Annotated in this window: 20 protein-coding genes and 3 pseudogenes; 6 read left to right on the top strand and 17 right to left on the bottom strand. The window is 59.2% G+C overall.

What is annotated here, in order from left to right; all coding sequences use genetic code 11:
* Positions 1-224 precede the first annotated feature (224 nt).
* Positions 225-503 carry a GntR family transcriptional regulator gene (locus tag ABIB95_RS40790; RefSeq protein ID WP_354116592.1) on the top strand — a complete coding sequence of 93 codons (279 nt, stop codon included), beginning with the start codon at positions 225-227 and terminating at the stop codon, positions 501-503.
* A 393-nt stretch (positions 504-896) separates the two neighbouring features.
* On the opposite strand, the gene ABIB95_RS40785 is transcribed toward ABIB95_RS40790, so the two are convergent.
* From ABIB95_RS40785 to ABIB95_RS40765, 5 genes and pseudogenes are all read right to left on the bottom strand, one after another.
* On the bottom strand, positions 897-1,778 hold the full coding sequence (locus ABIB95_RS40785) for an intradiol ring-cleavage dioxygenase (protein WP_354116591.1): 882 nt from the start codon (positions 1,776-1,778) through the stop codon (positions 897-899).
* 42 nt (positions 1,779-1,820) lie between these two features.
* Positions 1,821-2,145 (bottom strand): annotated as a pseudogene (locus ABIB95_RS40780) (Dabb family protein).
* Entirely contained in the window at positions 2,090-3,178 is a 1,089-nt protein-coding gene (locus tag ABIB95_RS40775; protein WP_354116590.1) for a branched-chain amino acid ABC transporter permease, read from the bottom strand. The pseudogene ABIB95_RS40780 and the gene ABIB95_RS40775 overlap by 56 nt, the downstream one beginning before the upstream one ends.
* Positions 3,178-4,044, bottom strand: coding sequence for a branched-chain amino acid ABC transporter permease (locus ABIB95_RS40770; RefSeq protein WP_354116589.1), 867 nt, complete (start codon positions 4,042-4,044; stop codon positions 3,178-3,180). Before ABIB95_RS40770 ends, ABIB95_RS40775 begins: the two co-directional genes overlap by 1 nt.
* Positions 4,045-4,498: 454 nt before the next feature.
* Positions 4,499-5,524, bottom strand: a complete 1,026-nt coding sequence (locus tag ABIB95_RS40765; protein ID WP_354121699.1) for an IS110 family RNA-guided transposase — start codon at positions 5,522-5,524, stop codon at positions 4,499-4,501.
* A 180-nt stretch (positions 5,525-5,704) separates the two neighbouring features.
* Here ABIB95_RS40765 and ABIB95_RS40760 point away from each other — a divergent pair, with 180 nt between their 5' ends.
* On the top strand, positions 5,705-6,232 hold the full coding sequence (locus ABIB95_RS40760; protein ID WP_354121698.1) for an ACP S-malonyltransferase: 528 nt from the start codon (positions 5,705-5,707) through the stop codon (positions 6,230-6,232).
* A 142-nt stretch (positions 6,233-6,374) separates the two neighbouring features.
* Here ABIB95_RS40760 and ABIB95_RS40755 read toward each other — a convergent pair whose 3' ends face one another.
* The 6 genes from ABIB95_RS40755 to ABIB95_RS40730 all read right to left on the bottom strand — a co-directional run bounded on the left by ABIB95_RS40755 (position 6,375) and on the right by ABIB95_RS40730 (position 12,566).
* On the bottom strand, positions 6,375-6,683 hold the full coding sequence (locus tag ABIB95_RS40755) for an EthD family reductase (RefSeq protein WP_354116586.1): 309 nt from the start codon (positions 6,681-6,683) through the stop codon (positions 6,375-6,377).
* Positions 6,684-6,756: 73 nt separating this feature from the next.
* Positions 6,757-8,211, bottom strand: coding sequence for an aldehyde dehydrogenase (locus tag ABIB95_RS40750; RefSeq protein ID WP_354116585.1), 1,455 nt, complete (start codon positions 8,209-8,211; stop codon positions 6,757-6,759).
* Positions 8,212-8,265: 54 nt separating this feature from the next.
* Positions 8,266-9,189, bottom strand: a complete 924-nt coding sequence (locus ABIB95_RS40745) for an alpha/beta fold hydrolase (protein WP_354116584.1) — start codon at positions 9,187-9,189, stop codon at positions 8,266-8,268.
* 30 nt (positions 9,190-9,219) lie between these two features.
* On the bottom strand, positions 9,220-9,789 hold the full coding sequence (locus ABIB95_RS40740; protein ID WP_354116583.1) for a cupin domain-containing protein: 570 nt from the start codon (positions 9,787-9,789) through the stop codon (positions 9,220-9,222).
* Positions 9,790-10,161: 372 nt separating this feature from the next.
* Positions 10,162-11,268 carry an amidohydrolase family protein gene (locus ABIB95_RS40735; protein WP_354116582.1) on the bottom strand — a complete coding sequence of 369 codons (1,107 nt, stop codon included), beginning with the start codon at positions 11,266-11,268 and terminating at the stop codon, positions 10,162-10,164.
* Positions 11,269-11,927: 659 nt separating this feature from the next.
* Positions 11,928-12,566, bottom strand: coding sequence for a TetR/AcrR family transcriptional regulator (locus tag ABIB95_RS40730; RefSeq protein ID WP_256468614.1), 639 nt, complete (start codon positions 12,564-12,566; stop codon positions 11,928-11,930).
* Between the two features lie 1,652 nt (positions 12,567-14,218).
* Here ABIB95_RS40730 and ABIB95_RS40725 point away from each other — a divergent pair.
* Positions 14,219-15,298 carry a SphA family protein gene (locus ABIB95_RS40725; protein WP_354248311.1) on the top strand — a complete coding sequence of 360 codons (1,080 nt, stop codon included), beginning with the start codon at positions 14,219-14,221 and terminating at the stop codon, positions 15,296-15,298.
* Between the two features lie 858 nt (positions 15,299-16,156).
* Here ABIB95_RS40725 and tnpC (ABIB95_RS40720) read toward each other — a convergent pair.
* A pseudogene (gene tnpC, locus ABIB95_RS40720) lies at positions 16,157-17,326 on the bottom strand (IS66 family transposase); the annotation flags it as partial.
* A gap of 80 nt (positions 17,327-17,406) precedes the next feature.
* Between tnpC (ABIB95_RS40720) and tnpA (ABIB95_RS40715) the strand changes: the two are divergent.
* The 3 genes from tnpA (ABIB95_RS40715) (at position 17,407) to tnpC (ABIB95_RS40705) (ending at position 19,838) form a co-directional block, all read left to right on the top strand.
* Positions 17,407-17,829 (top strand): IS66-like element accessory protein TnpA, encoded by a 423-nt coding sequence (gene tnpA / locus ABIB95_RS40715; RefSeq protein ID WP_247316066.1) that lies wholly within the window; start codon positions 17,407-17,409, stop codon positions 17,827-17,829.
* Complete coding sequence (gene tnpB / locus ABIB95_RS40710) at positions 17,826-18,179, top strand: IS66 family insertion sequence element accessory protein TnpB (protein WP_247316068.1); 354 nt, start codon at positions 17,826-17,828, stop codon at positions 18,177-18,179. The genes tnpA (ABIB95_RS40715) and tnpB (ABIB95_RS40710) overlap by 4 nt, the downstream gene beginning before the upstream one ends.
* A gap of 69 nt (positions 18,180-18,248) precedes the next feature.
* The gene (gene tnpC, locus ABIB95_RS40705) at positions 18,249-19,838 is read left to right on the top strand and encodes an IS66 family transposase (protein WP_354116580.1); all 1,590 of its coding nucleotides are present in this window, start codon (positions 18,249-18,251) and stop codon (positions 19,836-19,838) included.
* A 21-nt stretch (positions 19,839-19,859) separates the two neighbouring features.
* On the opposite strand, the pseudogene ABIB95_RS40700 reads toward tnpC (ABIB95_RS40705), so the two are convergent.
* The 5 genes and pseudogenes from ABIB95_RS40700 to ABIB95_RS40680 form a co-directional block, all read right to left on the bottom strand.
* Positions 19,860-20,338, bottom strand: a pseudogene (locus ABIB95_RS40700) (IS66 family transposase); the annotation flags it as partial.
* A gap of 45 nt (positions 20,339-20,383) precedes the next feature.
* Complete coding sequence (gene tnpB, locus ABIB95_RS40695) at positions 20,384-20,704, bottom strand: IS66 family insertion sequence element accessory protein TnpB (RefSeq protein WP_434056885.1); 321 nt, start codon at positions 20,702-20,704, stop codon at positions 20,384-20,386.
* Between the two features lie 23 nt (positions 20,705-20,727).
* Positions 20,728-21,129 (bottom strand): IS66-like element accessory protein TnpA, encoded by a 402-nt coding sequence (gene tnpA / locus ABIB95_RS40690; RefSeq protein WP_354116579.1) that lies wholly within the window; start codon positions 21,127-21,129, stop codon positions 20,728-20,730.
* 163 nt (positions 21,130-21,292) lie between these two features.
* On the bottom strand, positions 21,293-21,562 hold the full coding sequence (locus ABIB95_RS40685) for a LysR family transcriptional regulator (RefSeq protein WP_247303317.1): 270 nt from the start codon (positions 21,560-21,562) through the stop codon (positions 21,293-21,295).
* Positions 21,563-21,886: 324 nt separating this feature from the next.
* Positions 21,887-22,939, bottom strand: coding sequence for an NADP-dependent oxidoreductase (locus tag ABIB95_RS40680; RefSeq protein WP_354116578.1), 1,053 nt, complete (start codon positions 22,937-22,939; stop codon positions 21,887-21,889).
* Positions 22,940-22,986 lie beyond the last annotated feature (47 nt).

Here is a 22,986-nt window from a genome sequence, read left to right as displayed (position 1 = left end):
GCCTCATGGAGAGGGACCCGTGCGCGCAAAGGACCTAGCGAAGAAGTCGACTGGAGTAAATGGAACCGAATGGTACACATCCGTTCGATTTGCGCTTTCCCAAGATTGCGCGTCTTGAACATATTACGGTAGTATGCCTTGCGCGGGTCCCGAACGCCCGTCTCCATTGCGAGCTAGTCGGACAATCATCTGATTCGAGCGATTGAATTTTCCGCAGCCACAAGGTGCACTGGGTAAAGAGTTCCAAAGTCCAGCGCGTGCCGGTCACGGCTGCACCGCTCAGGCATCAGGTGGCAAGCAATCTGCGAATCGCAATCATCGGCAGTCGCTTTCAGCCCGGCGAGCGGTTGAATGAGAACGAGCTCTGCTCCTGGACCGGAGTTAGCAGGACCGCCCGTGCGCGAGCGCTGCGGCAGCACGAAGGCGAAGGCATCGTCGACAAGATCCCCAGCCAGGGACCCGTAGTGGCGCGCGTATCGCCAGCCGAGGCGGCAGCACTATGAAGTCAGAGGCACGCTGGAAGGCCTGACCGCAAGGACCGCTGCCCAAAACAATTTCGGAGCCGGAAATCAAGGAACTGCGCAAGCTGAAGCGGGAGCTGGACCGCGCTTTCAGTATCGCCAAAGTGCTCGAGGAAAAAAAGCTCGAGGAGTTCTTGATGGACGTTTCGCGCCGAAAACGTCGTCAAGGGCATTGTCACCGTCATGCGCGCCCGCCTGAGTTACATTGAAGCCGCGTCGATGCTCCGACGATTCCGCCAGCATGATCGATTGGGCGAGAGGCAATACCGGCCCTCCGCCAATCCCATGACCAGGCGGGCGGCCAGCAGCGCGCCGAACGAGTTCGCCAATCATGACTGTCGACGTTCACCTGCCCTCTATCGCCGGTGGTCGCTGTCAGACACGGCGAGCACCATTTGTGTGCCTGAGCCCGAAGTGGTAGTTGAGATGAAAATACCCCTTATCCGTCACGCGGCCGTCCTGAGCTTTGCCAGGCGGACATTGCTCGAATGTACGGATCAAGCTGTCCTTCACACCAAACACCACGTCGGTGTCGAGGTACTTGTCTCCTGCCACGAAAACGTGCGTCACGAGTTGCTCGAAACCAGGAGCAGAAATCATGAAATGCACGTGAGCAGGACGCCAGGGATGCCGCCCCTGCGCCTCCAGCATGTCCCCAACCGGGCCGTCGTGAGGAATGGGATAAGGCGCCGGCTTGATGGACCAGAAGTGAAAGCGCCCCTTGTCGTCTGCCCGAAAGCGCGCTCGCACGGCGAGGTCGCCGATCTTGTCGAGCTGTTGAACGTCATAATAGCCGTCATCGTCAGAGTGCCAGACATCCACTACGGCGCCTGGGAGCGGCCGGCCGTCGACGGTCGAGACCGAGCCGGTAACAAGGAGAGGATCGCCCTCCATGATCCCCGAGATGTCGTCACCATTCTGCTTCTCGGGCGCCGCCTGAACGAAGAACGGACCCAGGACCGTCGTCTCGGTTGCGCCCTCCGAGGTCGGGTGGTTGATTGCGTCGACCAGCATCGAGACGCCAAGCGTATCCGACAGAAGGATGAACTCCTGGCGCTTGTCGTCGCACATATGGCCGGTCCGGGTGAGAAATTCGATGCCGAATTCCCACTCCTTCTGCGTCGGGCGGACCTCACGCACGAAAGCATGCAGATGACGGACCAGCGCCTCGCTCACCTGCTTGATTCGCGGATCGGACGCATCTTTGATACGCTCCAATACGGCGTCCGTGATTGTGATCTCGTTGAAATTACGCATGCGACCTCCGTCAACTCTGCTCTCGGACGAAACGAAGCGCGGTCAGATGCCGGCTTGCTTGATGGGGTAATCGACCTGAAAACGCCCGATGCGCAGGTCACCTAGCTTCTCGCGGACGCGAAGATGCTCGGGATGAGTCGCATACGCCTGGAGGGCTGCTCTGTCCCGGAACTCGGAAAACAGGACAACGTCGCAGGCATAGTCGACATCGCTGACGTCAACGCCGACTTCGATATGGGTAAGCCCGTCGATACGCCCCTTCAGGCCCTCGAACAGGGGTTTTAACCTTGGTCCGCGCAGCAACCCGCTCGTCAGCGGTTTCGCCGCGCAGCCGCCACATCACGATGTGCCTGATTGCGCCCGACATACTCGTTTTCCTTCCCATTGTTCTGAGCAGGCATCGCCTGCAACCTCACGCGATAGCCGACGGGGAATAGCGATAGGCCCCAGCGATTGGCGAGGAAGCCCCAAATTCCTTGCGGGGCGACCATCATGACTAAGATGGCCAAGCCGCCGAGGACGATCAGATAGATGGAGCCGAAGTCCGCCAGGAATTGCCGCAGGACAAAGTAAAGTAGGGTCCCGACGATCGGCCCCTCGATCGTTCCGATGCCGCCGATCACCACCATGAAGATCACGAAGGCAGTCCAGTCGGTCACACTGAACGCAGCGCTCGGTGCAATTCGTAGTTTCTGCATGAAGACGAGTGCGCCCACCATCGCGGTCGCGGCGGCAACGGCGACGTAGACCAGCAGCTTCACGCGCGTGATGGACACACCGAGGCTGGACGATGCAACTTCGCTGTCGCGGATCGCGGTAAGAGCCAGTCCGATCCGGGAGCGAAGCAGGAGATAGACGATCGTAATCGAGCCGGTGCCGAGCAGGAGCGCAGCCCAATAGATCAGAGCCTCCCGCTCAGCCTTGGTACTCGCCATTTCCCTCATCACCGTAATCGGCAGGCTGAGCCCGGATCCGCCGCCCAGCGACGACATTTGTGCGAACCCCAGACGAAACACCTCGGCAACGACCCAGGTCCCGATCGCGAAATAGGCGCCATTCAGCCGAAAGACGAGTAGGGCCACCAGGGCAGATATCGGCGCGGCGACGAGGCCCGCGATCGGAATCGCATAGAGCGGATTCCATCCAAGAGAGATGCAGATGGTGAACAGCATGTAGCCGCCGAGCCCGACATAGGCCTGCTGTCCAATCGAGACGAGCCCCGTGAAGCCGGCGAGCAAGTTCCAGAGACTGGCGAGAGCCAAATACACCATGATCTCGCCGAGCAAGCGCAGGTTGGCTGTCGATCCCCAATAGGGAGCAGCAGCAAGCACCATCACGAGCAAGATGGCACCAACGAGAGCGAGATGGCTTGCCGTCGTTGCGCGGGTTACCTCACGCATCACCGCGCCCCCCTTGGAAACAGGCCCTCAGGCCTGATGGCGAGGATGACAAGGAATGCGATGTGTCCGGCCAACAGCTGCCATCCCGGATCGATCTGCGCACCGATCGCCTGCGCGACACCGAGGATCACACCGCCGACCAGCGTGCCCCACAGGTTTCCAAGACCACCGATAATCACCGCTTCGAAACCGAAGATCAGTCGGCTCGGCCCCATGAAGGGATCGAAGTTCGATCGGGTCGCCAGGAACACGCCGGCGATCGCGACCACGGCGAGGCAGAGTGCCATGGCAAGGCCGTAGACCTTGCGGTTGTCCAGACCCATCAGCTGCGACGTCTCCGGATCGTCGGATACTGCGCGGAAGGACCGACCAATCTCGGTCCGGTAGAACACGAACTGGAGACCGGCAACGACGACGACCGCCGTCAAGAATGTCAGGAGCGGCAGGTACCCGATGTCGATCCCGCGGGCCAAGGGGAAGCTTCCTGTTTCGATCGGGCCCGCAGTAAGCCTGCGGCTATCGGCGCTGTAGACCTCGAGCAGCCCGTTCTGAACGATGATCGACAGCCCGAACGTAACGAGCAGTGGCGGCAGGATATCCTTGCCGAGCGTCCGGTTGAGGATGGCGGTCTGCAGGAGATAGCCGACAAGGCTCGCGATCGGGATGACGATCAGCAGGCTGACGAGCGGATGCAGACCTGATAATTGTATGACCGTGAAGGCGAGATAGGCGCACGCGATGATCATGTCGCCATGCGCGATGTTCACGATTCGCATCACGCCGAAGATGAGCGACGGCCCTGTGGCGAACAGAGCAAAGAGCCCGCCGACGAGCACGCCCTGCACGATGCCGTTGACCCAATCCATCGTTCAGGTCCCGAAATAGGCTGCAGTGACTTGATCGCGGCTGAAGTCGGCAGGCTTTCCCTCCAGCGAGCTGTCAATCGGCCCTTTAATTGCGGATTGATGTCAATTCTCTTTTTTAAAGCCATTCGGCAAGACGGTAGCGCTCGACCCATCGGAGCGGGTCGGGGTTGCGGAGACGGGGCGAGCGCGGCTGGTAGATCGATAGCCAGCTCGGTAGTCGTGGGCCGATTAGCCGTTACCTAAATCTCAATGCGATCAGCTGCCCGTCGCTGGGGTCATGGTCCTTTCCGAGGTCGCAAGCGCCTCATGATGATGTCCGGATCGGGTGCCTCATCGTTTGCAACGGCGTGCGGGCGAGCCCGCCACCAGCCGATTGACCGAGGTCACCACGACCACCGTCCCAGCGGGACATCGCCTGGCCCGGCGGACCGGGCCAGGAACTTGCACAATAAGGTCAGGCCGGCGCGTGGCCCCAGTCGAACGACGTGCCATCGACCCAAATGCAGTGGAGGATCACAGCGATCTTGCGCGCGATGGCGACCTTTGCCTTTTTCATACCGACCCGCTTCGCGAGCTTTATTCCCCAGGCCTTGAGGGAAGACCATTTTTTGGTCCGATAGAGAAGGACGGTCGCGGCCTCGAACAGGTAGGTTCGGAGAAGCCTGTCGCCCCATCGAGATATCTTGCCACTAGTGTCAGTTTGACCAGATTGGTTGCGCCGAGGTGTGAGGCCGAGATAGGCGCCGACTTTCGAAGCCGATCGGAAGCGGGACGGGTCATCGATCGTATGGCGGAACGTCAAGGCAGTCACCACGCCGACACCAGGAACCGTCATCAGGCGACGCGTCGTCTCGTCAGACTTCGCCAATCGGCGGACCTCGTCGTCGAATTTGCCCTGCTGCTGGCAGATATGTTCATGAATCGACAGGAGCGGATCGATCACGCTGAGGAGTCGATGATCTTCGCCCAATAGCTCGCCGACCTGGTTACGGAACTGTCGGCCAATGGCGCGAGGGAATAGCAACCCACATTCCTTGATCAGACTGCGGACCTGGTTCTCGATATCCCGGCGCATGGACACAAGGCGGAATCGCGCGACGAGGATCGCTCGAACCTTCTGGCTCTCCTCGCTCTCGATTTTGACTTCTCGATACCACCCAACCCGCACCAGTTCGGCAAGGCCCCGAGCATCATTCCGATCGCTCTTGTTCATGCGGACCGACAGTGCTGCGTGCGCATGCCTTGCATCGATGCAAACGACAGGGAGTTCAACCCTACGAAGCTCGTGCCAAAGCCAGCTTGCCATCGCGCCCGTCTCAAATCCGATACGCTCCGCCGATGGCGCATGTTTACGAAGCAGCTTGGACAGATCGCCGGGATCAGACTTGGCCTTTCCTTCAAAAATCGCTTGACCATTCTCGTTGACCACGCAAACAGAAGTCTCTCTTTGCGAGACATCCAGGCCGACGTATTGCCTCATGACAGCTCCTCCGAATCGCTTGATTGCGACAGCTCGACGATAACGGAGCTTTCGTGCCCCGAACGCTGACCGCAGCCTGGAGCATTGCGGGAATCTGGACCGCTGACGAGGCCCTGCGACTGACCGAGATTCGCGCGCGACTGATGGACGACACGGCGGGACCGGATGGCCGCCTCGGCTATGTCCGCGGGCTCGACCGGACCACCTTCGACCGCTTGCTCGAAAAAGCACCGTTGCGAGATCGCGATCAAAAATCCGGACCTTCTGTTCGTGGTCGGCGGCGCAGAGCGGGATGTGATCGCGCTCTGCGATGAAGCTGCAGCAGCGGGAGCGCGCAGCGGCCTTCTTGCCGTGAAAATCGCCTCGCACACATCGCGCCTCGCGCAGGCCTGCGCCCCGCTGCAACAGGCGTTCGACGCCAGCAAACGTTTCCCCGTCTCAGGCCAGCGCATCCTGCTCGCGGGCGGCGAACGCATCTTCACGCCAAGCCGTGTAACGGCGAAGCTCGCATGCCAAGTCGCGCACCCCATCGACTGGGCAGCCACGCTGACGGCGCTCTCCGAGCTGGGGACCACGCGTGTTCTGGACCTCGGCCCGGGACATGCGCTCGCCGAGATGGCGCGGGCCTTCCTGCCCTCGATCCGCAGCTATGCAGCCGACGGGTTTCATTCAGTGAATGGCTTACGAAGTTGGATCGCTTCCGAGTAGTCGTGATTGTCGGAAGGATCCTACTTGCGCAGCCAGCACGACCGACTGACGCAGGGACCTTGCATGAAGAGGATTGCGACCGGAAGCACGAGAGCGGCTGACGATTGCAGCAACCGTATATCGTAGTCCAGGTGACACACGATCAGGACTCGAGCTCGATCGAGCACCTCAGAATAATCGGAGGAACCTGCGCGAATCTCGGGACGTCTTGAACTACCGCATGACCTTCCGGAGATTCCATTGCCGCACCTAGCGCTGCGGCATCGGCGAACTCGGCTTCGAACACGCAAAAAACGCTCGCTGCGCCGCCAAGCGAGTGCACATCGAAGCTGTAGCGAGATGTCCGTAGGCCGGGTAACTTACGTACCAGCGGAATGTGGTTCGACACATAATAAGCCTTGAACGCGTCCGGGTTCGGTTGATCCGGATAGAGGACGAAAAGCTTTTCCAATTTAACATCCCTTCTGCGGTTTATGGGAACAGCACTTCAAATCATGTTCCTGGTCAATGGAAGGGTCGGCTGATCAAGCTTTTCCGTCCAATAGCATCGTCTTGGTTTCGAGATATCCGGAGAGACCTTGCTCGCCACCTTCACGCCCGATGCCTGATTGCTTAAATCCGCCCCAAGGCAGCGAGAAGTCGGCTCGCAATCCGTTCTGAGCGACATTCCCGGCTCTCAGCCGCCTGGCGACCGCCGCCGCCGCATCCGCGTCGTGCGTTAAGACCGACGCGTTTAGGCCATAGATCGAGTCGTTTGCGATTCGGATCGCATCATCGGTGTCCTCGCAAGCGATGAGGCAAAGCACTGGCCCGAATATCTCCTCCTGGGCGATCGTCATATTGTTCTTGACGTTTGCAAACAGAGTAGGCTCGAAGAAAAAGCCACTTTCCAAGTGAGGTGGTCTCGCTCCGCCAGTTACGAGAGTGGCGCCCTCTGACACGCCGGTTGCTACGTAGTGTTCGACACGCTCGAGCTGTCGTTTCGTTGCAAGCGGCCCCATCTGCGCTTCAGGGTCATCGGAGTGACCTATGCGAATCTGCTTCATCTCAGCCGCGACCGCTTCCGCGATCGCATCGTGACGGTGGCGGGGTACGATCGCACGCGTCAGCATCGCACATATTTGCCCACTCAGCGTGACTATTGTGTTGGTAAGCGTCTTCGCTGCTTCCTCATCAGAGAAGTCGTCCAGCACAATGGCCGCGGACTTTCCTCCCAACTCTAATGAGCAGCGTCGAATGCTTTCCCCGCAGACCTGCGCAATCTTCCGACCGACTGACGTTGAGCCAGTGAATGCGATCTTGTCGACGCCCGGATTGCGCATCAAGTGGTCGGCCGCTTCGCGCTCGGAAGGAACGAGATTAAGCACGCCGGGGGGCAATCCCACCTCGTCAGCGCATTCTGCGATGATATAGGCTTCGACCGGCGTTTCCGGCGCTGGCTTCATTATCACAGTGCAACCCGCGATCAGGGCCGGCGCAATCTTCGCCGTCATCAGCATGTAGGGAGTGTTCCAGGGTGTGATCGCAGCGACGACGCCCACTGGATCGTGAACGACCCGCGCCAACGTGGCGACGGCGCTCTGCGGATTCATCTCGAACCGGAACTCTCGGCCAATCTTGATAGCATCCAATAAATTTTGAGTCCCGTAGCCAACGACATGGGATGCAAGAGCCGTCGGCCCACCCATTTGCACGGACCAAGCTGCGGCGAGTTCCGGCGCTCGGCGCCCCAATGCATCGGCGAGCCGCTGCACGGCTTCGATGCGTTCGAGTACGGGTCCCGTCGACCACCCTCCCCGGTCAAAGGCCTCACGCGCGGCTGCAACGGCTCGATCCATGTCGCGTGGACCGGCACCAGCGACCCGAAACACGATCTGCTCCGTATCCGGAGACACGATGTCAATTGGGCTCCCATCAAGAGACGGTACCCATTCTCCCCCGATGTAGAGACGATCAGGATGTTTCACACGGAACGTCATTGTTCAGTACCTCCGAACGCGCAAAAAGTCCTCGCCACGCCTAGACCCCAGGCCTCAGCTTGCGCCATTGCTCGACAGGAATGTTTCGATTGCCTTTGCGGTAGCGACGGGATTCTCGAGCTGAAGGGCGTAGTGCCCTTCGATGTCCACCACGTGCGCATCTCGCCAGAAGCCTGCGATTTCGTCAGCCTGCTCGCGCGTGAGTGCGTCGCCCAGGCTGCCTCGCAGAATCAAGACGGGACACTCAACGCGAGCGGCGTATGGCCGCAGATTATAAGTCAAATGACCGAGCCCCTGCGCGACTCGAACCTTATCGTAGCGGGGAACTAGCCGACCACCCTCCAGATGCACGTAGTTGTGAGCGATCCGATGATGAAGCCCCGCATCGGGATCATGAATCCAGGGTCTTCTGGACCGGAGAAAAGAAAATGCCTCCTCTTTCGATCCAAACTCATCGGGATAATTTATCGTGGCGTACATTCCCTCAATGATCTTTTGGGCACTGTCGCGGGTGCCATAGAAATTGGTGAGGTGAGGGCCAGCAATCAGCGCAAGGGCCGACACGCGTTGCGGGTATCGGGCAGCAAATACCTGAGCGACGCGGCCGCCCAGCGAATGCCCGACAAGCACTGCGCGATTGATCCCCAATTCCTGCATGAAGAGATTGAGGTCTTCGGCGTACTCTTGGGCCGAATAGTCCCCATCGGCCTTGTCAGTGTAACCGTGCCCCCGCTGGTCGGGAGCGTAGATGTGAAACTTCCCTTTCATTGCGTCCGCCATCCACTCCCACATGCGACCGTAGCCCAGAGAGGGATGAAGAAAGATCAACGCAGGTTTCGGCCCCGCCCACTCGTAGTAGTGCATCGAAATGCCATTCGGAAGTTTAATGGTAAAGGCACGCGACACTAAATTCCTCCCACTGGCAGCGAGTTCTTCAGCTTTGCGGATTGGCAAAGAGGTCTCGCGTTGGCGCGTCATCGACGAGCGTCGAAGTGACAAGCACGACCTTTACTTTGTTTCGCGCTCGGGCAGCGCAAGAAGCACAAATGCCATCCGGCACATTCTGCCCGATCGATTGGACCAGCTGTGGCTTGTCGCACGCTGTATCAGGACATCGCCAGCCCGCATGAGCGTCTCGCCGACGTCCATCATGGCGTATATCTCGCCCTCGAGAACGATCGCGTAATCCAAGGAAAGCGTCTTGTGGAACCAGGCATGTCGACCAGGCTTCTCGCCCAGGACGCGGTTTTCCGCCAAAAACTTCGCGAGCTTCGCGCTATCGATCTGCTCGTCCGGCGCAAAGTCGGCGATCCTCAAGAGCGAGCCGCCGTCGGAGTGGAATGCAAAGCGGTGCCCCGCCGGCGCCGGGTCATCGCCGGGGGCAATACCGGAGCCCGTGGCCCACACGACCTGACCAGCGCCGGATGAGAAAGTTGGGAAAGCCACGTTTGGCGTAGGCCCGTCGGACACGATCACGGAGCGCCCCTGATCGTCCTCGCCGGTCACGATGCGCCGGACAGGCCGGTACTCACGCTCCGCAATAGGTGTGGACGTTTGCCTTCCCCTTAAATCGCTCATCGCTTTACTCGCTTTACGTTGCGTTGTTGAACTATTTTAGATACGATGCGTTTCGTATTGTCAAGGACCACATCGACCACTCGATAGAGGATGCTTCAATCCCCCTCGATGAGGTGGCGCGAAGACGGGACGCGCCCGCCCGCAAGTGCTTGGGCTGAACTGGGGACATTTCGATCCTGCCCCGCGGAAATCCGGCAATCGATTCACGACGGCAAGGCCGGCCAGCCGAAACAAGCGCGTGACCAGACAATAGAAATATCTCGGGAAGGGGATTAAGACATTGGTCCTCGTACAACTTCCCCTTCTTCGATCCACGCATACCTTTTAGCACAATCGTCACGTGGCCGGAAAAATGACCTCTGCCTTCGATCGCTACGTCTTCAGACGAGGAATGAGTCTTTGCATATTACCGCTTTCCAGCTGCGCCAATTCCTTTTCGTCAAAGAGCTTGGAATCTGAGAGATTCTTCACGTGCTCCGCCATGGTTCGGAAAGGATAGTCGGTTCCGAACACGATCCGTGACGCGGGGACCAGCTGTTTGAGTGCTGTCAGCGAAACAGGATTGGACGCTTGAGCGATGTCGAAATAATCTTCTCTGATCTGGTCTCGGAAGGTCCGTGGGCGCGCGCCCCTGTACGGCGGAATGGTTTCAAGCCAGTCAAACCGCTCGATCAGCGACGGCATGGTGCCGCCGGCATGGCTCCAAATCATCTTGATGTCGGGAAATTTCTCTGCAGCGCCACCGAACGTCCAACGCGCAATCGCTCGAGTCGTGTCGGTGCCGAATTCGATGATGTTCTCATAGATCCCGGGAATGATATTTACGCAGCATGCGGATAGCGTTGGGTGAATATAGACGACCATCTTTCGCCGATTCAGTTCGGCAAAGACACTATCATACGTCGGATCGCCGAGGTATTTGCCGTCGTAGCTAGTCATCAGCACGACACCGTCGGCTTTCAGCTGATCCAAGCTATAAGCGAGTTCGGCGAGGCTGCCTTCTGCATCGACCAACGGAAGCGAAGCGAACATGCCAAGTCTTTTCGGATTGGCTTGCACCAACTTAGCGGCAAAATCATTGGCCTCGCGGGCAAGCCGTCTGCTGCCCGCAATGTCTCCCATCCAGACTCCGGGCGTTGCGACGGACAGCAGCGATACCGAGATGCCGGCTCGATCCATCTCATCGAGATGGCTAGCGATGGACCAATTCGCGGTCGCAGGTAGAATCTTTCCAGCGGGAGCCAGTTCGGCAATGTAGCCGGGTGGCGAGAGATGGGCATGAACGTCGATGCGTGGTGGCGTCACTTGCGCGCCGGCCTTAGGCACAAAGCCAGTCAAGCCAGCGGTTAACGCAGCGGCGCCGCCCGCGAGAAATCCACGGCGATCGATACCACAGTTGCAGCGTGACGGGCGGCATGGATCGACCACTTCTGCGCTGAAAGCATCTCTTCTAGCCGTCGCCCTGGTGAAAACATGCATGACGCTCTCCCAACGATTGTCGCGTGGAATACCCGCAATTCGATTTTTGGATCTAGGTGAAGACCCCAAATGGATTGCATCGATCTGTCGAGCCAAGCACTTCAGCGAACGGGTTCCACAGCCTGAAACAAGCGAGAATTCCAGGCGCTGGCGATCACGCCGAACAACGTTATGCCATCCGTACCCGACCGCGCCAAAGGTCATTCTGCGAAAACGGCTGCGCGGTCCATACTTGGCCTTGCATCTCGCCCAGTGTCGGGCATTTTATATTCTAGTAACGAAACGTATCGTTTCGATTATTACTCGTCAACTGCTCGCCCCCGTTGAGTACTCCAAGGGTCTGAACCGGCTTGATCCCGCCGGGGGCCTTGACGGTTGGCTGCCGATACCTTGAAGAGGTTGCGACGCAGCAAGGCTAGCCTTCCGGCGCGGCCGCAGTCGGCAGTCTGACAGGGCTTACAGCGAAAAGCACCGCCGGCGGCATAGATGCTTTCGAAGAAAGCCACAGAACCGCGCAGGCCGATGCTACAGTGCGCGTTCTTTCGCATGGGGAAGCAGTTGTAACGCGCTCTCCGGGATCAAGCACTAATTTGTCGCCGGCCTCGTGAATGCGCGATTGTTTTCGTCGCGGCCCCCGCTCCCGCTCAGTGCAGATTCAGCTAGGGTTTGCGAGCGGAGCTTTTGAACAATCCGAGCATCGTCTTCGCGTGCCCTTCGGCAAAGGATCTACTTAGTGGAGGACTGCCGAGCAAGAGCCGGAAGTATACCGGAGCATAAAGACATTCCGCCATTACTTTGGCGGGAACATCCTTGCGCAATTCGCCGCGTTTCTGGCCCGCCTCGATAACCCGCAAAACGAGCTCGGATCGATCATCCGCGAATCTTTCGCGGAATGCCTTGAGCACAGCAGGATCATTTTGACCTTCGGCGATGATCTGAGCAACGAGTCGTCCGGACCTGCTGTCGCCATACTCTTTGACCAACAAAACGAGATGAGCAGTAAGGGCCTCGACGGCAGGTAACTCCGAGTCCATTGGAGTACTGACGACGTGGTGCTCCATAAATGCATCAATCACTACTGCGGCTTTCGATGACCACCAGCGGTATATGGTTGCTTTGCTTACGCCTGCCGCTTTTGCGATCGCTTCGATCGTCACCGACTGAATGGTCACCGTGCGCAGCAATCGGAGTGTAGCCGCCAGGATCGCGCGCCGGGTCGAATCGCTACGGGGCCGCCCGCGTAGTCGCTTGTGCGACGCCGACTTCTTCACAGGTGTGGGATGGTTCGGATTTGACATTTCAATCAGTCTATCTTCGTATCCTGAGGCCAGACACGGGCCACCGCTGCGAAAACGGCTGGGATGAAGATAGACGAAGACGTGGCTGAGAAGCTAGTGCTCATCTCGTGGCAATGGAGCAGGCGTGGGATAGTGTAGAGTCAATTGCGCTATCGGTTCGCGATCTAGAGAAGCAGGTCGATCGTCCGTCCAAACCGTCTGGGCACGATGAAAGTGTTTGCCCCAGCTCGTATGCCATCTTGAGCAAGAATCGGGATCGGCTACACGACGACCAGATTTCGAGTTTTCGATGATGTCGTGGCTATGCAACCCATTTCGGGATGCTTCGCTTAGTTCGCAAATTCCCATTTCGATTGTGCTCCGCGACTTCTACCTGCTCCTGCTGTCCTTACTTGGCCAACTCGCTGAACTAGATCAAGTGCCTACCCGCGATCGCCTTCGTCGCCGGAATAGCGATTTCAACTCTCATACCGTCACGCCGACCGCCGCGCGTAACTCCGGTGACTTGCTTCTGAATCCCGACGATGCGCATTTGTCCCGCTATCTCAGCTCGCAAAGGGGGTATGAAAGGAAGCGCATCTCTTATCCAGAACGGTGGGATCGTCCTTCCGGATTCTGTACGGTGTCCGGGCGAACCGGAAGCTCGGATCAGAAAACACTCTTCCGCGGTCGAATCGAAGATCGGAAAAGGTCCGACGACAGCGCAATCTATGAGGTTCGGTGACATGCACTGGAGCTCTCGCTTGCTCTTTATGGCATCGTTCGATCCAGGTTCTTGGGCGCATCCGGACCAAGATGAAGGCTGGATGCTGATCGAGCGCAAGTTTGCGGAGTCCACCTATATGGGCGGCCGCCACCAAGCCGAGCGCATGGACGGCTGCGTCGCCGTACCAATAAGGTTTTACATCTCGTCCACTTGTGCTATCGTTCGCATTACGTCGCGAGAGAGCTTGCGGTTTAGCGCTGACCCAGCAAGCAGTGGGAGGTCGCGTTCCTCATGCTCATTATTCCTCGTCAGATAAAAGCGGCCCGCTCGCTAATCGGATGGGAGCAATGCGAACTCGCGAGGAACTCGGGCGTGGCGATTTCGACAGTACGACGCTTGGAAGCTCTCGACGGCGCGATACGCGCGCGAAGTCGGACGATCGAGAAGATCCGAAGAGCGTTCGAGAACAGCGGCGTTGAATTGTTGGGGGATCCAAGTCCAGGCGTTCGATTGAGGCCTGGTTGCGGTTAGCTGACAACAATTCGCTTCAAACGAAGCGAATTCGGCTGATGACGCTAAGCTGCGTGAGCCCTTCCCGTGCTGCAATCAACAGCTAAGCCGCGCGTAAGAAACAGGAATGGCGTTCGGATGCATGCTTGCGCGAGCAGCGCACCCGGTTGATTTTCTCGTTATCGACGACTGACGCTCTGCCTGATCGACAAGCTAGCGGGATATAGCATGTTGCGGCTTTGCCTTCTCAGGCGAGTTTTGGCTATTCGCGAGCTAGCCCCCGCGGCCGATCGTCTGCGCTCACGACGAAGTGCAACCACGCCCAATTCGAGATATTGCCGTGGGCGGTCCTAAGAGCAGATATCTGGACGCAAGATTGCTCGGTGTTCGGCCGGTCGGTCGGTCCGGCAAATAGCAGCGGCTAGGATCCTCGCTTTTGTCCGTTCCCAATCAGGCGAATATCCCGCGGCGGCGCGCCCTCGTGGCCACCTCTAACGCGCACCGTCTTCCGCATAAAGGTCTTCCAACGCGGGCTGAAATTAGTTGTGAGATACAAGATGTTGCGATTTTGCCAGCCTTCTTATTAGAAAAACGATACGACTCGGTTATAATTGATGGAATTCCGATGTTGTGCTCCCTTGTGATTAGCCGACCTCAAAAAAAAGTTGGAGGAGGCGATACTCATATGGGGAGGACGAAAATGATTTTGAGGAATGCATCTGTTACTATGTTGGCGCTGGCTCTGTTTGTGCCAACTGCAGCTGAAGCTTATGAACTTCGCTACCCCGGTTGGGCACTAAAGCCGGGCATTACGCTGGGGTCAGGTTCAGCTGGCACCCCGCCTGCAGGCGTTTACATGTTCAATCAATGTTCGACCTACCAAGCGAAGTTGGTGGGACCGACCGCACCAAACGTTGGCGGAACTCCGACGGAGATTCACCAAGCGGCCGCAGCAACAGGTATTCTCTTCGTTCCTGGATGGCAGTTCTTGGGAGCAACTTACGACGCCGTAATCGTCCAGCCATTTATTGAGGCTTCCGCCACTGCCCCGGTCAACTCATCAGCTGCGGGAATGCACAACACATACATAGTGCCAGTCGAGTTGAGCTGGAAACTCGGGCAGAGCGGCTTCTTTGCAAAGGCAGGCTTTGGTATAACGGCTCCGACGGGTTCGATCTCGGGTCCCACCGGCTTGGCAAATTGGGGCAATCCCTGGTGGACATTCCACCCCTCGTTTGTGGTGTCGTATCTGAAGGATGGCTGGAATTTTACAGCGAACATGTTCGCAGAGCTCAACACTCGCAATACGATCACCGACTACAGGAGCGGAACTGTCTTTCACGCCGAATTCACAGCTGCCAAGACGATCGGCAAATGGACTTTCGGTGCTATCGGATACTACGCGGGACAGGTTGCCAGCGATCAATCGAGCGCATTTTACAACAACGTAATAAATAACGGTCATACGATATCTGGGCAGCTGGCGGTCGCGTTAGCTACGATTTTGGACCCGTAGCTCTGAATGTGTGGGGCCTCAAGGAACTTTCGACCCACGTCGTAGGCGCCACCCCGAACGTCGGAGTTGCGTCCAATGGGTATACTATTCTTACTTCGCTCAGCTACCGATTGTGGTCGCCCGATCCTCCGACTACCCCGAAAATTCCGTTGATCAATAAGTGAGTGTAGCAATTGTTGAGTGACGTCGCACGTCGCAATCGGCCGGTTTGCTAAACCACTGCATTGCGAAACGCGGATGAACTCCACGTACCCGACAGTGCCACACAACACCACGGGCACCGCGATAAACTCGCTGCTAGCGGATCGCCTTACGCGCTCGCGCGATGTCATCCCAAGGAAAATTGCGCCGAGGGGTAACTTGGGGAAGCTTTAAGCGTCTCAACCACTACATGGCCAATGCCAGCGGCGCGCCAGTCATGGCCGCCGCTGTTGGCGTTCGTGTCGCCCTCAATAGGCAGCTACGGGACGCACCACCACTACTTCAAATATGATTGGATGAAAGAAGCCTGGCGGCGTCAACGCCGCCGTATCCGTATCGTCCAACCCAAATATCCCACGGCCTATGATCGAGCCACATAGAGACGTCACGCTCACCGCGAGAGTCTCGAGAGCCTAAACTTCGTTAAATGTCTCGCTGACCCAGTCCGCTACCTAGTCACGCAGGATCGTGCCATTGTCGGCGCCGAAATGCTCCACCTCAAGATCGTCTTCGGTCGTGACAAACAATTCCCGCTTCGGGCTTCGGATTGCCTGATCGTACGTCTGTTGCGCGTATTCAAGGTACGCATACGACGAGGACCGTCTGATTGACGCATGCGCGCGGGCACAATGAGCTCTATGATCGGTGGGGTAAAGGTCAGGCGGCCTGCTGACCGGCGGGCTTATCGGCTTGGCGCAGGAGCTTCCATTCCCAGGGCAGCAGTTCGTGCAGCCGCGACGTGGGAAGATCGGCGATCCGGGCGAGGACGTCGGCGAGCCAGGCCTTGGGATCGACGTCGTTGAGGCGACAGGTCGTGATCATCGTCAGCATGATAGCGGCACGGTCGGCGCCACGCTGGCTACCAGCGAAGGTCCAGTTGCGCCTTCCCAAGGCAATGCCTCTCAATGCACGCTCAGCGCAATTGTTGGTCAAGCAGATCCTGCCATCGTCGAGGAAGCGGGCGAAGTCGTCCCAGCGCCTAAGCATGTAATTCATAGGCTTCAGAACCTCAGAGGAGCGCGAGAGGGTTTCGCGCTCGCGGAGCAGCCAGTCGTGCATGTCGTCGAGAAGCGGCTTGCTTCTCTCCCGGCGTACGGTACGCCGCTCGTCAGCATTTCGGCCGTTGATGGCGCGCTCGATCTCGAACAGGGCGTCAAGACGCCTGACCGCCTCCAGCGCGATCGGGGAGACAGGTTTGCCTTTCTGTCCGTCCCGGGCGGCTTTCTCGATGTCAGCCAGCTCGAAGAATCCCCGCCGCGCATGGGCCAGGCAAAATGCCGGCGTGATCGGCATCGCTTTCCCTTTTGGGTCGAACAACGGCTCGAAGCCGCTATAGCAATCCGCCTGCAGGATACCGGCGAAGGCGGCCAGATGCTTCTGGGGATGTTCGCCCCTTCGGTCGCCCGAGGCGTAATAGACCGCCGCCGGCGGCGCAGGTCCGGCGAACGGCCGATCATCCCGCACATACGTCCAGATCCGGCCGGTCGTGCACTTGCCCTTCGCCAGGATGCGGATGGTGGTGTCGTCGCCATGAAGGCGTTCGGCCGCGAGCACATGACGCTCGATCAGCTGGAACAGCGGCATGACGGCGAACGTTCCGTGGCCGACCTGGTCGGCCAGCGTCGACAGCGGCAGGTCGATCCGCTCGGCCTTGAAGCGCACGCTCTGGCGATTGAGCGGGATATGCATGCCGAACTTGTCGAACAGGATCGTCGCCAGCAATTGCGGACCGATGAAGCCGCGCGGCGTGGCATGGAACGGTGCCGGCGGCTGGCTGATCTTCTCGCAATCGCGGCAGGTGAACTTCTCGCGTACTGTCTCGATCACCGTAAGCGCGAAGCCGATACCCTTGCTTCAGAATTCGAATGAACGTGCGAAGAAGCCTCCGACTAGGACGGAGGTTTGGGATGGGATTGGACAGCAAAAAGGACGTCCATTTGGACGGCTCGTCGGTAGGGCCGGTGAGCCGGCTGGAGGTCCTTGAAGGACCGTCGGGACGCCGCGTGCGTTCGGAGGCTGAGAGAGCTCGGATCGTCGCCGAGAGTCTGCTACCCGGTGCCCAGGTGTCCGAGGTGGCGCGCAAGCACGGAGCGACGCGCTGGCAGATTTACGATTGGCGACGGCGCTTTCGACAGCGAGGCATGTTGCCGCCGTGCGAGGCGTCGCAGCCGACATTCGCGCCGCTGGTCGTGGAAGGTGCGTTAGAGGAGCGTCACGTTCCGGCGATCAAGCTTGAGATAGCGATCGGCGATGTCGTGGTGCGGACGGACACGGCCATAGATGGCGAGCAGCTGTCTCGGGTGATCCGCGCGGTACGAGCGTCACGATGATCGCGCCCGGTGCTGATCTGAAGATTTACATGGCGACGCGGCCGATTGACTTCCGCTGTGGCCATGATGGGCTTGCTGCGAAGGTGCAGGAGATGCTTCGTCTCGATCCGTTCAGCGGTGCAGCCTTCGTGTTCCGATCGAAACGAGCGGACCGGATCAAGATTTTGGTCTGGGATCGAACGGGCCTAGTGTTGGTGCACAAGCGCCTCGAAGGCTGCAAGTTCGTTTGGCCAACGATCGCAGACGGCGTGATGCGCATATCGCCGGCGATGTTCGCAGCCCTGTTCGAGGGGCTGGATTGGAGGTTGGTCCGCCCGCAAGAAGCGCGGCGTCCGCAGGCGGCGGGATAACTGCGGCAGAGTGACTCGGAAGGTATTTTGCACGTGACGCACGCGGCGGCGGTGTGCTCGAATTAGCACATGAGCATCGCGGCGCTGCGCGACGAAAATGAACGACTGAAGGCGCTTTTGGCGCAAACGCAGGCGGCCTTGAGCGAGCATCAGGGGGCGCTGGCGGCGTCGGAGGAAGCGCGGCGTCGGCTGGAGGTCATCCTCGGCGAATTGCGACGCGAGAAGTTCGGCGCGAAGTCCGAGAAGCTGCGGCCAGATCAGTATCACTTGCCGCTGGAAGACGTGGAGATCGCGCAAGGCATCCTGGACGCGGCGCAGGAGAGAGCCGAGGCTGTGATCCAGGGCCGATCGCGGAGTGTGCCGGATCAAGGTTCTCATCGCAATCGCGGCTGCTTGCCTGCCCATTTGCCTCGGGTGGAACGGATCATCGAGCCTGCGAGCACGCTCTGTCCGTGCGGTTGCGGCGCCATGACGAAGATCGGCGAGGACGTCAGCAAACGGCTCGACGTGATCCCGGCGCAATGGCGAGTGTTGGTCACGCGCCGCCCGAAATACATCTGTCGCCGCTGCTCGGGCCCTGTCGTGCAGGCGCATGCACCGGAGCACGTCGTGCCTGGTGGACTGCCGACCGAAGCGGCGATTGCGCACGTGATCGTCTCCAAGTTCGGCGACCATGCGCCGTTTTACCGTCAGGCCGAGATCTATGCGCGCCAGGGGATCCGACTTGATCGGGCGACACTGGGCAACTGGTCCGGCCGCGCCTGCTTCCATCTCCAACCCGTAGCGGACCACATGCGTCGCCATCTGGAGAGGGCAGATCGTCTGTTCATGGACGAAACCACGGCACCGGTGCTCGATCCCGGGCGTGGCCAAACGAAGAAAGGCTACTTCTGGGCGGTCGTCTCCGACGACCGCGGCCACAGCGGCCCAAGTCCCCCGATCGTGCTGTTCCGATATGCCCCCGGTCGCATCGGCGCCTTCGCGGAGCAGTTCCTGCATGGCTTTAACGGACGCTTCCTGCAATGCGATGCCTATGACGGTTATGACCGGCTGACCGAAGTTGCTCGACCGCAGGGGCCGTGGACGCTTGTGCATTGCTGGAGCCATTTGCGCCGACGCTTCGTCAAATTGGCCCGCAACAGCAAATCGCCGATCGCCGAGGCCGCCGTTCGACACATCGCACAGCTTTACGCCATCGAAGCCATGGTACGCGGTTCATCGTCGGACATCCGGCTGGCCGCGCGCAAGGAGCACTCGCTGCCTATCGTCGCCGCGTTAAAGCCGTGGTTCGAGAAACAGCTGTCGATGATCTCCAGTGGTTCGACGCTCGCCGAGGACATCCGCTACGCGCTCAATCACTGGCAAGGGCTGACCCGCTTCCTCGAAGACGGGCGCCTCGAGCTCGACACGAACCCGGTCGAGAACGGCATCCGGCCAGTCTGCCTGACCAGAAAAAATGCGCTCTTCGCCGGTCATGAAGTCGGCGCGGAAAACTGGGCCTTGCTCGCGTCGATCGTCGCCACCTGCAAGCTCAACGACGTCAACCCGGCCGCCTACATCGCCGAAACACTCGAGGCGATCATCGACGGCCATCCCGATAGCAGGATCGAAGACCTCATGCCGTGGCGATTCCGCAAAACGTCAAGCCAGCATCAATAGGGTTGCGGCTAAGCGCTTACCGATCACCTTGAAGCGACGCGGGATCTCCTCCAGCGTCTTGGTCACATCCTCCCCGATCTTCGCCAGCCGCGATCCACCGCAGCAGGCGCAGCTTGTTGGAGCCTCGATGACGACGCGCTCGTGTTCGATGTCGTCCGGCCATGGCTGGCGAACCGACCGCTTGCGCATGAAGGGGCGGACGTTCTGCGTCTTCGCCGCTGCGGCCTGCGCGGCAAGCTCATCCTCGCTCGCCGTCGTGACGAGTTCCTCGAGCTCCAACTCCAGCTGCTCGATCAGCCGCGCCGTGCGCTCGGATCGCTGCCCGTGCAGTTCGCGCTTGAGCTTCTCGATCCGCAGCTTGAGATGCGCGATCAGCGCCGCGTTATCCGACAGCTCCGCCTGCGCGCTGGCAGCTATCGCCTCGGCTCGTCACGCTCGGCTTGCAGCGCTGCCAAGGCACTGACAAGGTCCGACGGGAGGTCGTCCGGCTTCGATATCATGAAGCCATTGAATCAGATCGAGCAGCAGATTCAAACCCAAAACGGTTATCCGACCCGCGTCGGACGCTGGGTTTCTTGCGGATTGCGCCAATCGATCCCGGACAGCAGATAGCTCAACTGCGCCGGCGAGATCGTTACCGATTCACCGGCAACCGATGGCCAGATGAACTTTCCTCTCTCGAGTTTTTTTGTGAACAAGCAGGCTCCCTGGCCATCGTGCCAGATCGCCTTGACGAGATCGCTGCGGCGACCGCGGAAAACGAACAGATGACCGCTGAGCGGGTCCTTGTGTAGCACCTCCTGCACTTGGAGGGCCAGCGACGGAAAGCCTCTGCGCATATCCGTGTAGCCTGTCGCGAGCCACACTCGCACATTCCCCGGTATAGAAATCATCGGCGTCCAAGCACATCGAGGACCCGCGCCAGCGCCTCCGGATCGACGTGCGCATCCACCCGGATGCACCGTCGGTTGCCGTGATCGATCTCTATCAATCCAGTACGCGCGGCTGCCACCGAGCGAACTCGGCCATCGACCGTAGGCAAGAGCTTCGGAGGTTCCTCAGCCGAGGGCGCTACGGCGGCGATCTGCACCGGCGTAAAAGATGGTACAACTTGTTCCGATGTCCGTGCTTGTCGACGCCAGGTAAACACCAGGCTGGCCGCTACTCCGTTGCGACGCGCAACCTCAGTTACCTTCGCGCCCGGTGTCAGCGTCTCCTCGACAATCCTTGCCTTGTCGTCCTGCGACCAGCGCCGCCGCCGCTCCAGCCCGCCCAAAACCTCGATCCGCATCGCCTGATGACCTTAAAGCTAGACTTAAGGTCACACGCTTCGCGAATTACCACCCGTCACGCAAGACGGCCCTCGTCGGAGGCGTACTATTCAAGCGGAATTTGACGATCACCTCCGGGATGGGTCACAAGGATGGGAACGCGAGTCTTCTCGACCACGCCGGTCAGATCCATGCTAGGTGCCCAAGCCATAAATGCGTCGAGCGACCGTCGCGAAGCTCGACCGCCAGCCGCTGGGTGTGCTCGATCGCAGCGAACATACTCGCAACTTCCGCGAAAAGCGTCTGCGCCTCGGTCGTCGGCTTCAGCCGTTTCTTCTGGCGCTCGAATAGTCTGAATCCGAGACGTTCCTTCGCCTGTTGCAACATGCGACTGACGGCCGGCTGGAAAATATTTAGAGCGGTGGCCGCGTTCTTCACCGAGCCCGATTGCATCACGCGCAACCGCAAGATGCCTTGCGAGCCGACCGTCAGCCATTTTTTGCAGTGCCGCCGCCCGATAGGATGCCGCTCCGCGGGAACAGCGCCGCCGATTAAGTTCGGCGTAACAATTCGCTAGAGGCGCAATTTCGAGATGAAGCGCCCGTCCGGAGCGGTCAACAGCGCTCGGGATCTGCGATCGGCCTAGCGTTCTGGATACATCGCACACGTCTAAACACTCAAACTTCCGCATATGGCGCGTCCGTCGCGTTCACCCGGCGTCGCTTTATCCGTGTTGCGCGGCTAGGCCTGCTGCTAAGTTGCGCCTCCTAGCCCGCATTATGCTCGGTACTCGTCGATTGCGCCTTTGTCGGTCTCGACAAGGACGGTTCCTTCGTTGGTGCCATCAAGCAGAGACAGAAAAGCGATGGGCAGCAGTTCAAAGCCTGTGTGCGTGTGCTCCCGATGGACCAGCTTGCCGTTCTGTGTCCAGCCCCTGAGATCTTCGATCGCCTCCGCGAACAAGTGCTGAAACTGGGAGCAGAGAAATCCCTGCATTCTGATGCTCCGGTAGATCAACCGCATCATATTGCGCGGTCCTTCAGGTTGTTTCCCGGTATCGTAGGTCGAGATCTGTCCGCACAACACGATGCGACCGAAATGCGCCATATTGTTCACCGCCGCCTGCAGAATCTCGCCGCCAACATTGTCGTAGTAGATATCAATACCTCCCGGGGCGAGGATCTCCAGTCGCCGTGCAACGGACTCCGTCTTGTAGTCAATGGTGGCATCGACCCGGCATTCACGGTGCAACCAGTCGCACTTGGCAACGCCACCAGCGATGCCAATGACCCTCATTCCCTTGATCTTTCCAATCTGAGCGACAATGGAGCCGGTAGAGCCTGCGGCCGCGGACACAACAAGAGTTTCGCCCGGCTTTGGCTCACCGACCCGAAGCAATCCGAAGTAAGCAGTCAATGGATTGAGCCCATAGCGCCCCAGCGCATCCAGATAGGTCGTCCCAATGGGGATCTTGGTCGCGCTGCCGAGTTCGGCTGCTGTGAGTACCGCATAGTCCTGCCAACTGGAAAGAACCTGCAGGCGATCGCCCACTCGGAAGTCGGAATTCGCAGACTCCAGGACGAGCCCGGCCGTCGGCCCAATCACTGGCTCACCCACGGGCATCGAAGGATAGCCACCGTTTCCGCCCTCCTCCATCCAGTTGCGCATCGTCGGGGCACACCTGAAGGCAACGTTCCGGATCCGCACCTGTCCATCTCTCAAAGGCAGGTCTGGGATCGAACTCTCCCGATATCCAAAATTGTCGAGAGTTAGCCGATCATGTGGCGGCCCAGTCAGGATCCATTGCCGGTTTATCGCTTCTGTTGACATCGCCGTTCGCCAAATTACCGCCCGATTTCAGTACGCCCAACCGACAT

Source organism: Bradyrhizobium sp. LA2.1 (assembly GCF_040547725.1).
Taxonomy (GTDB): domain Bacteria; phylum Pseudomonadota; class Alphaproteobacteria; order Rhizobiales; family Xanthobacteraceae; genus Bradyrhizobium; species Bradyrhizobium barranii.
Note: the sequence above shows the minus strand (reverse complement) of the source record. Positions and strands in the feature narration are given on the sequence as shown.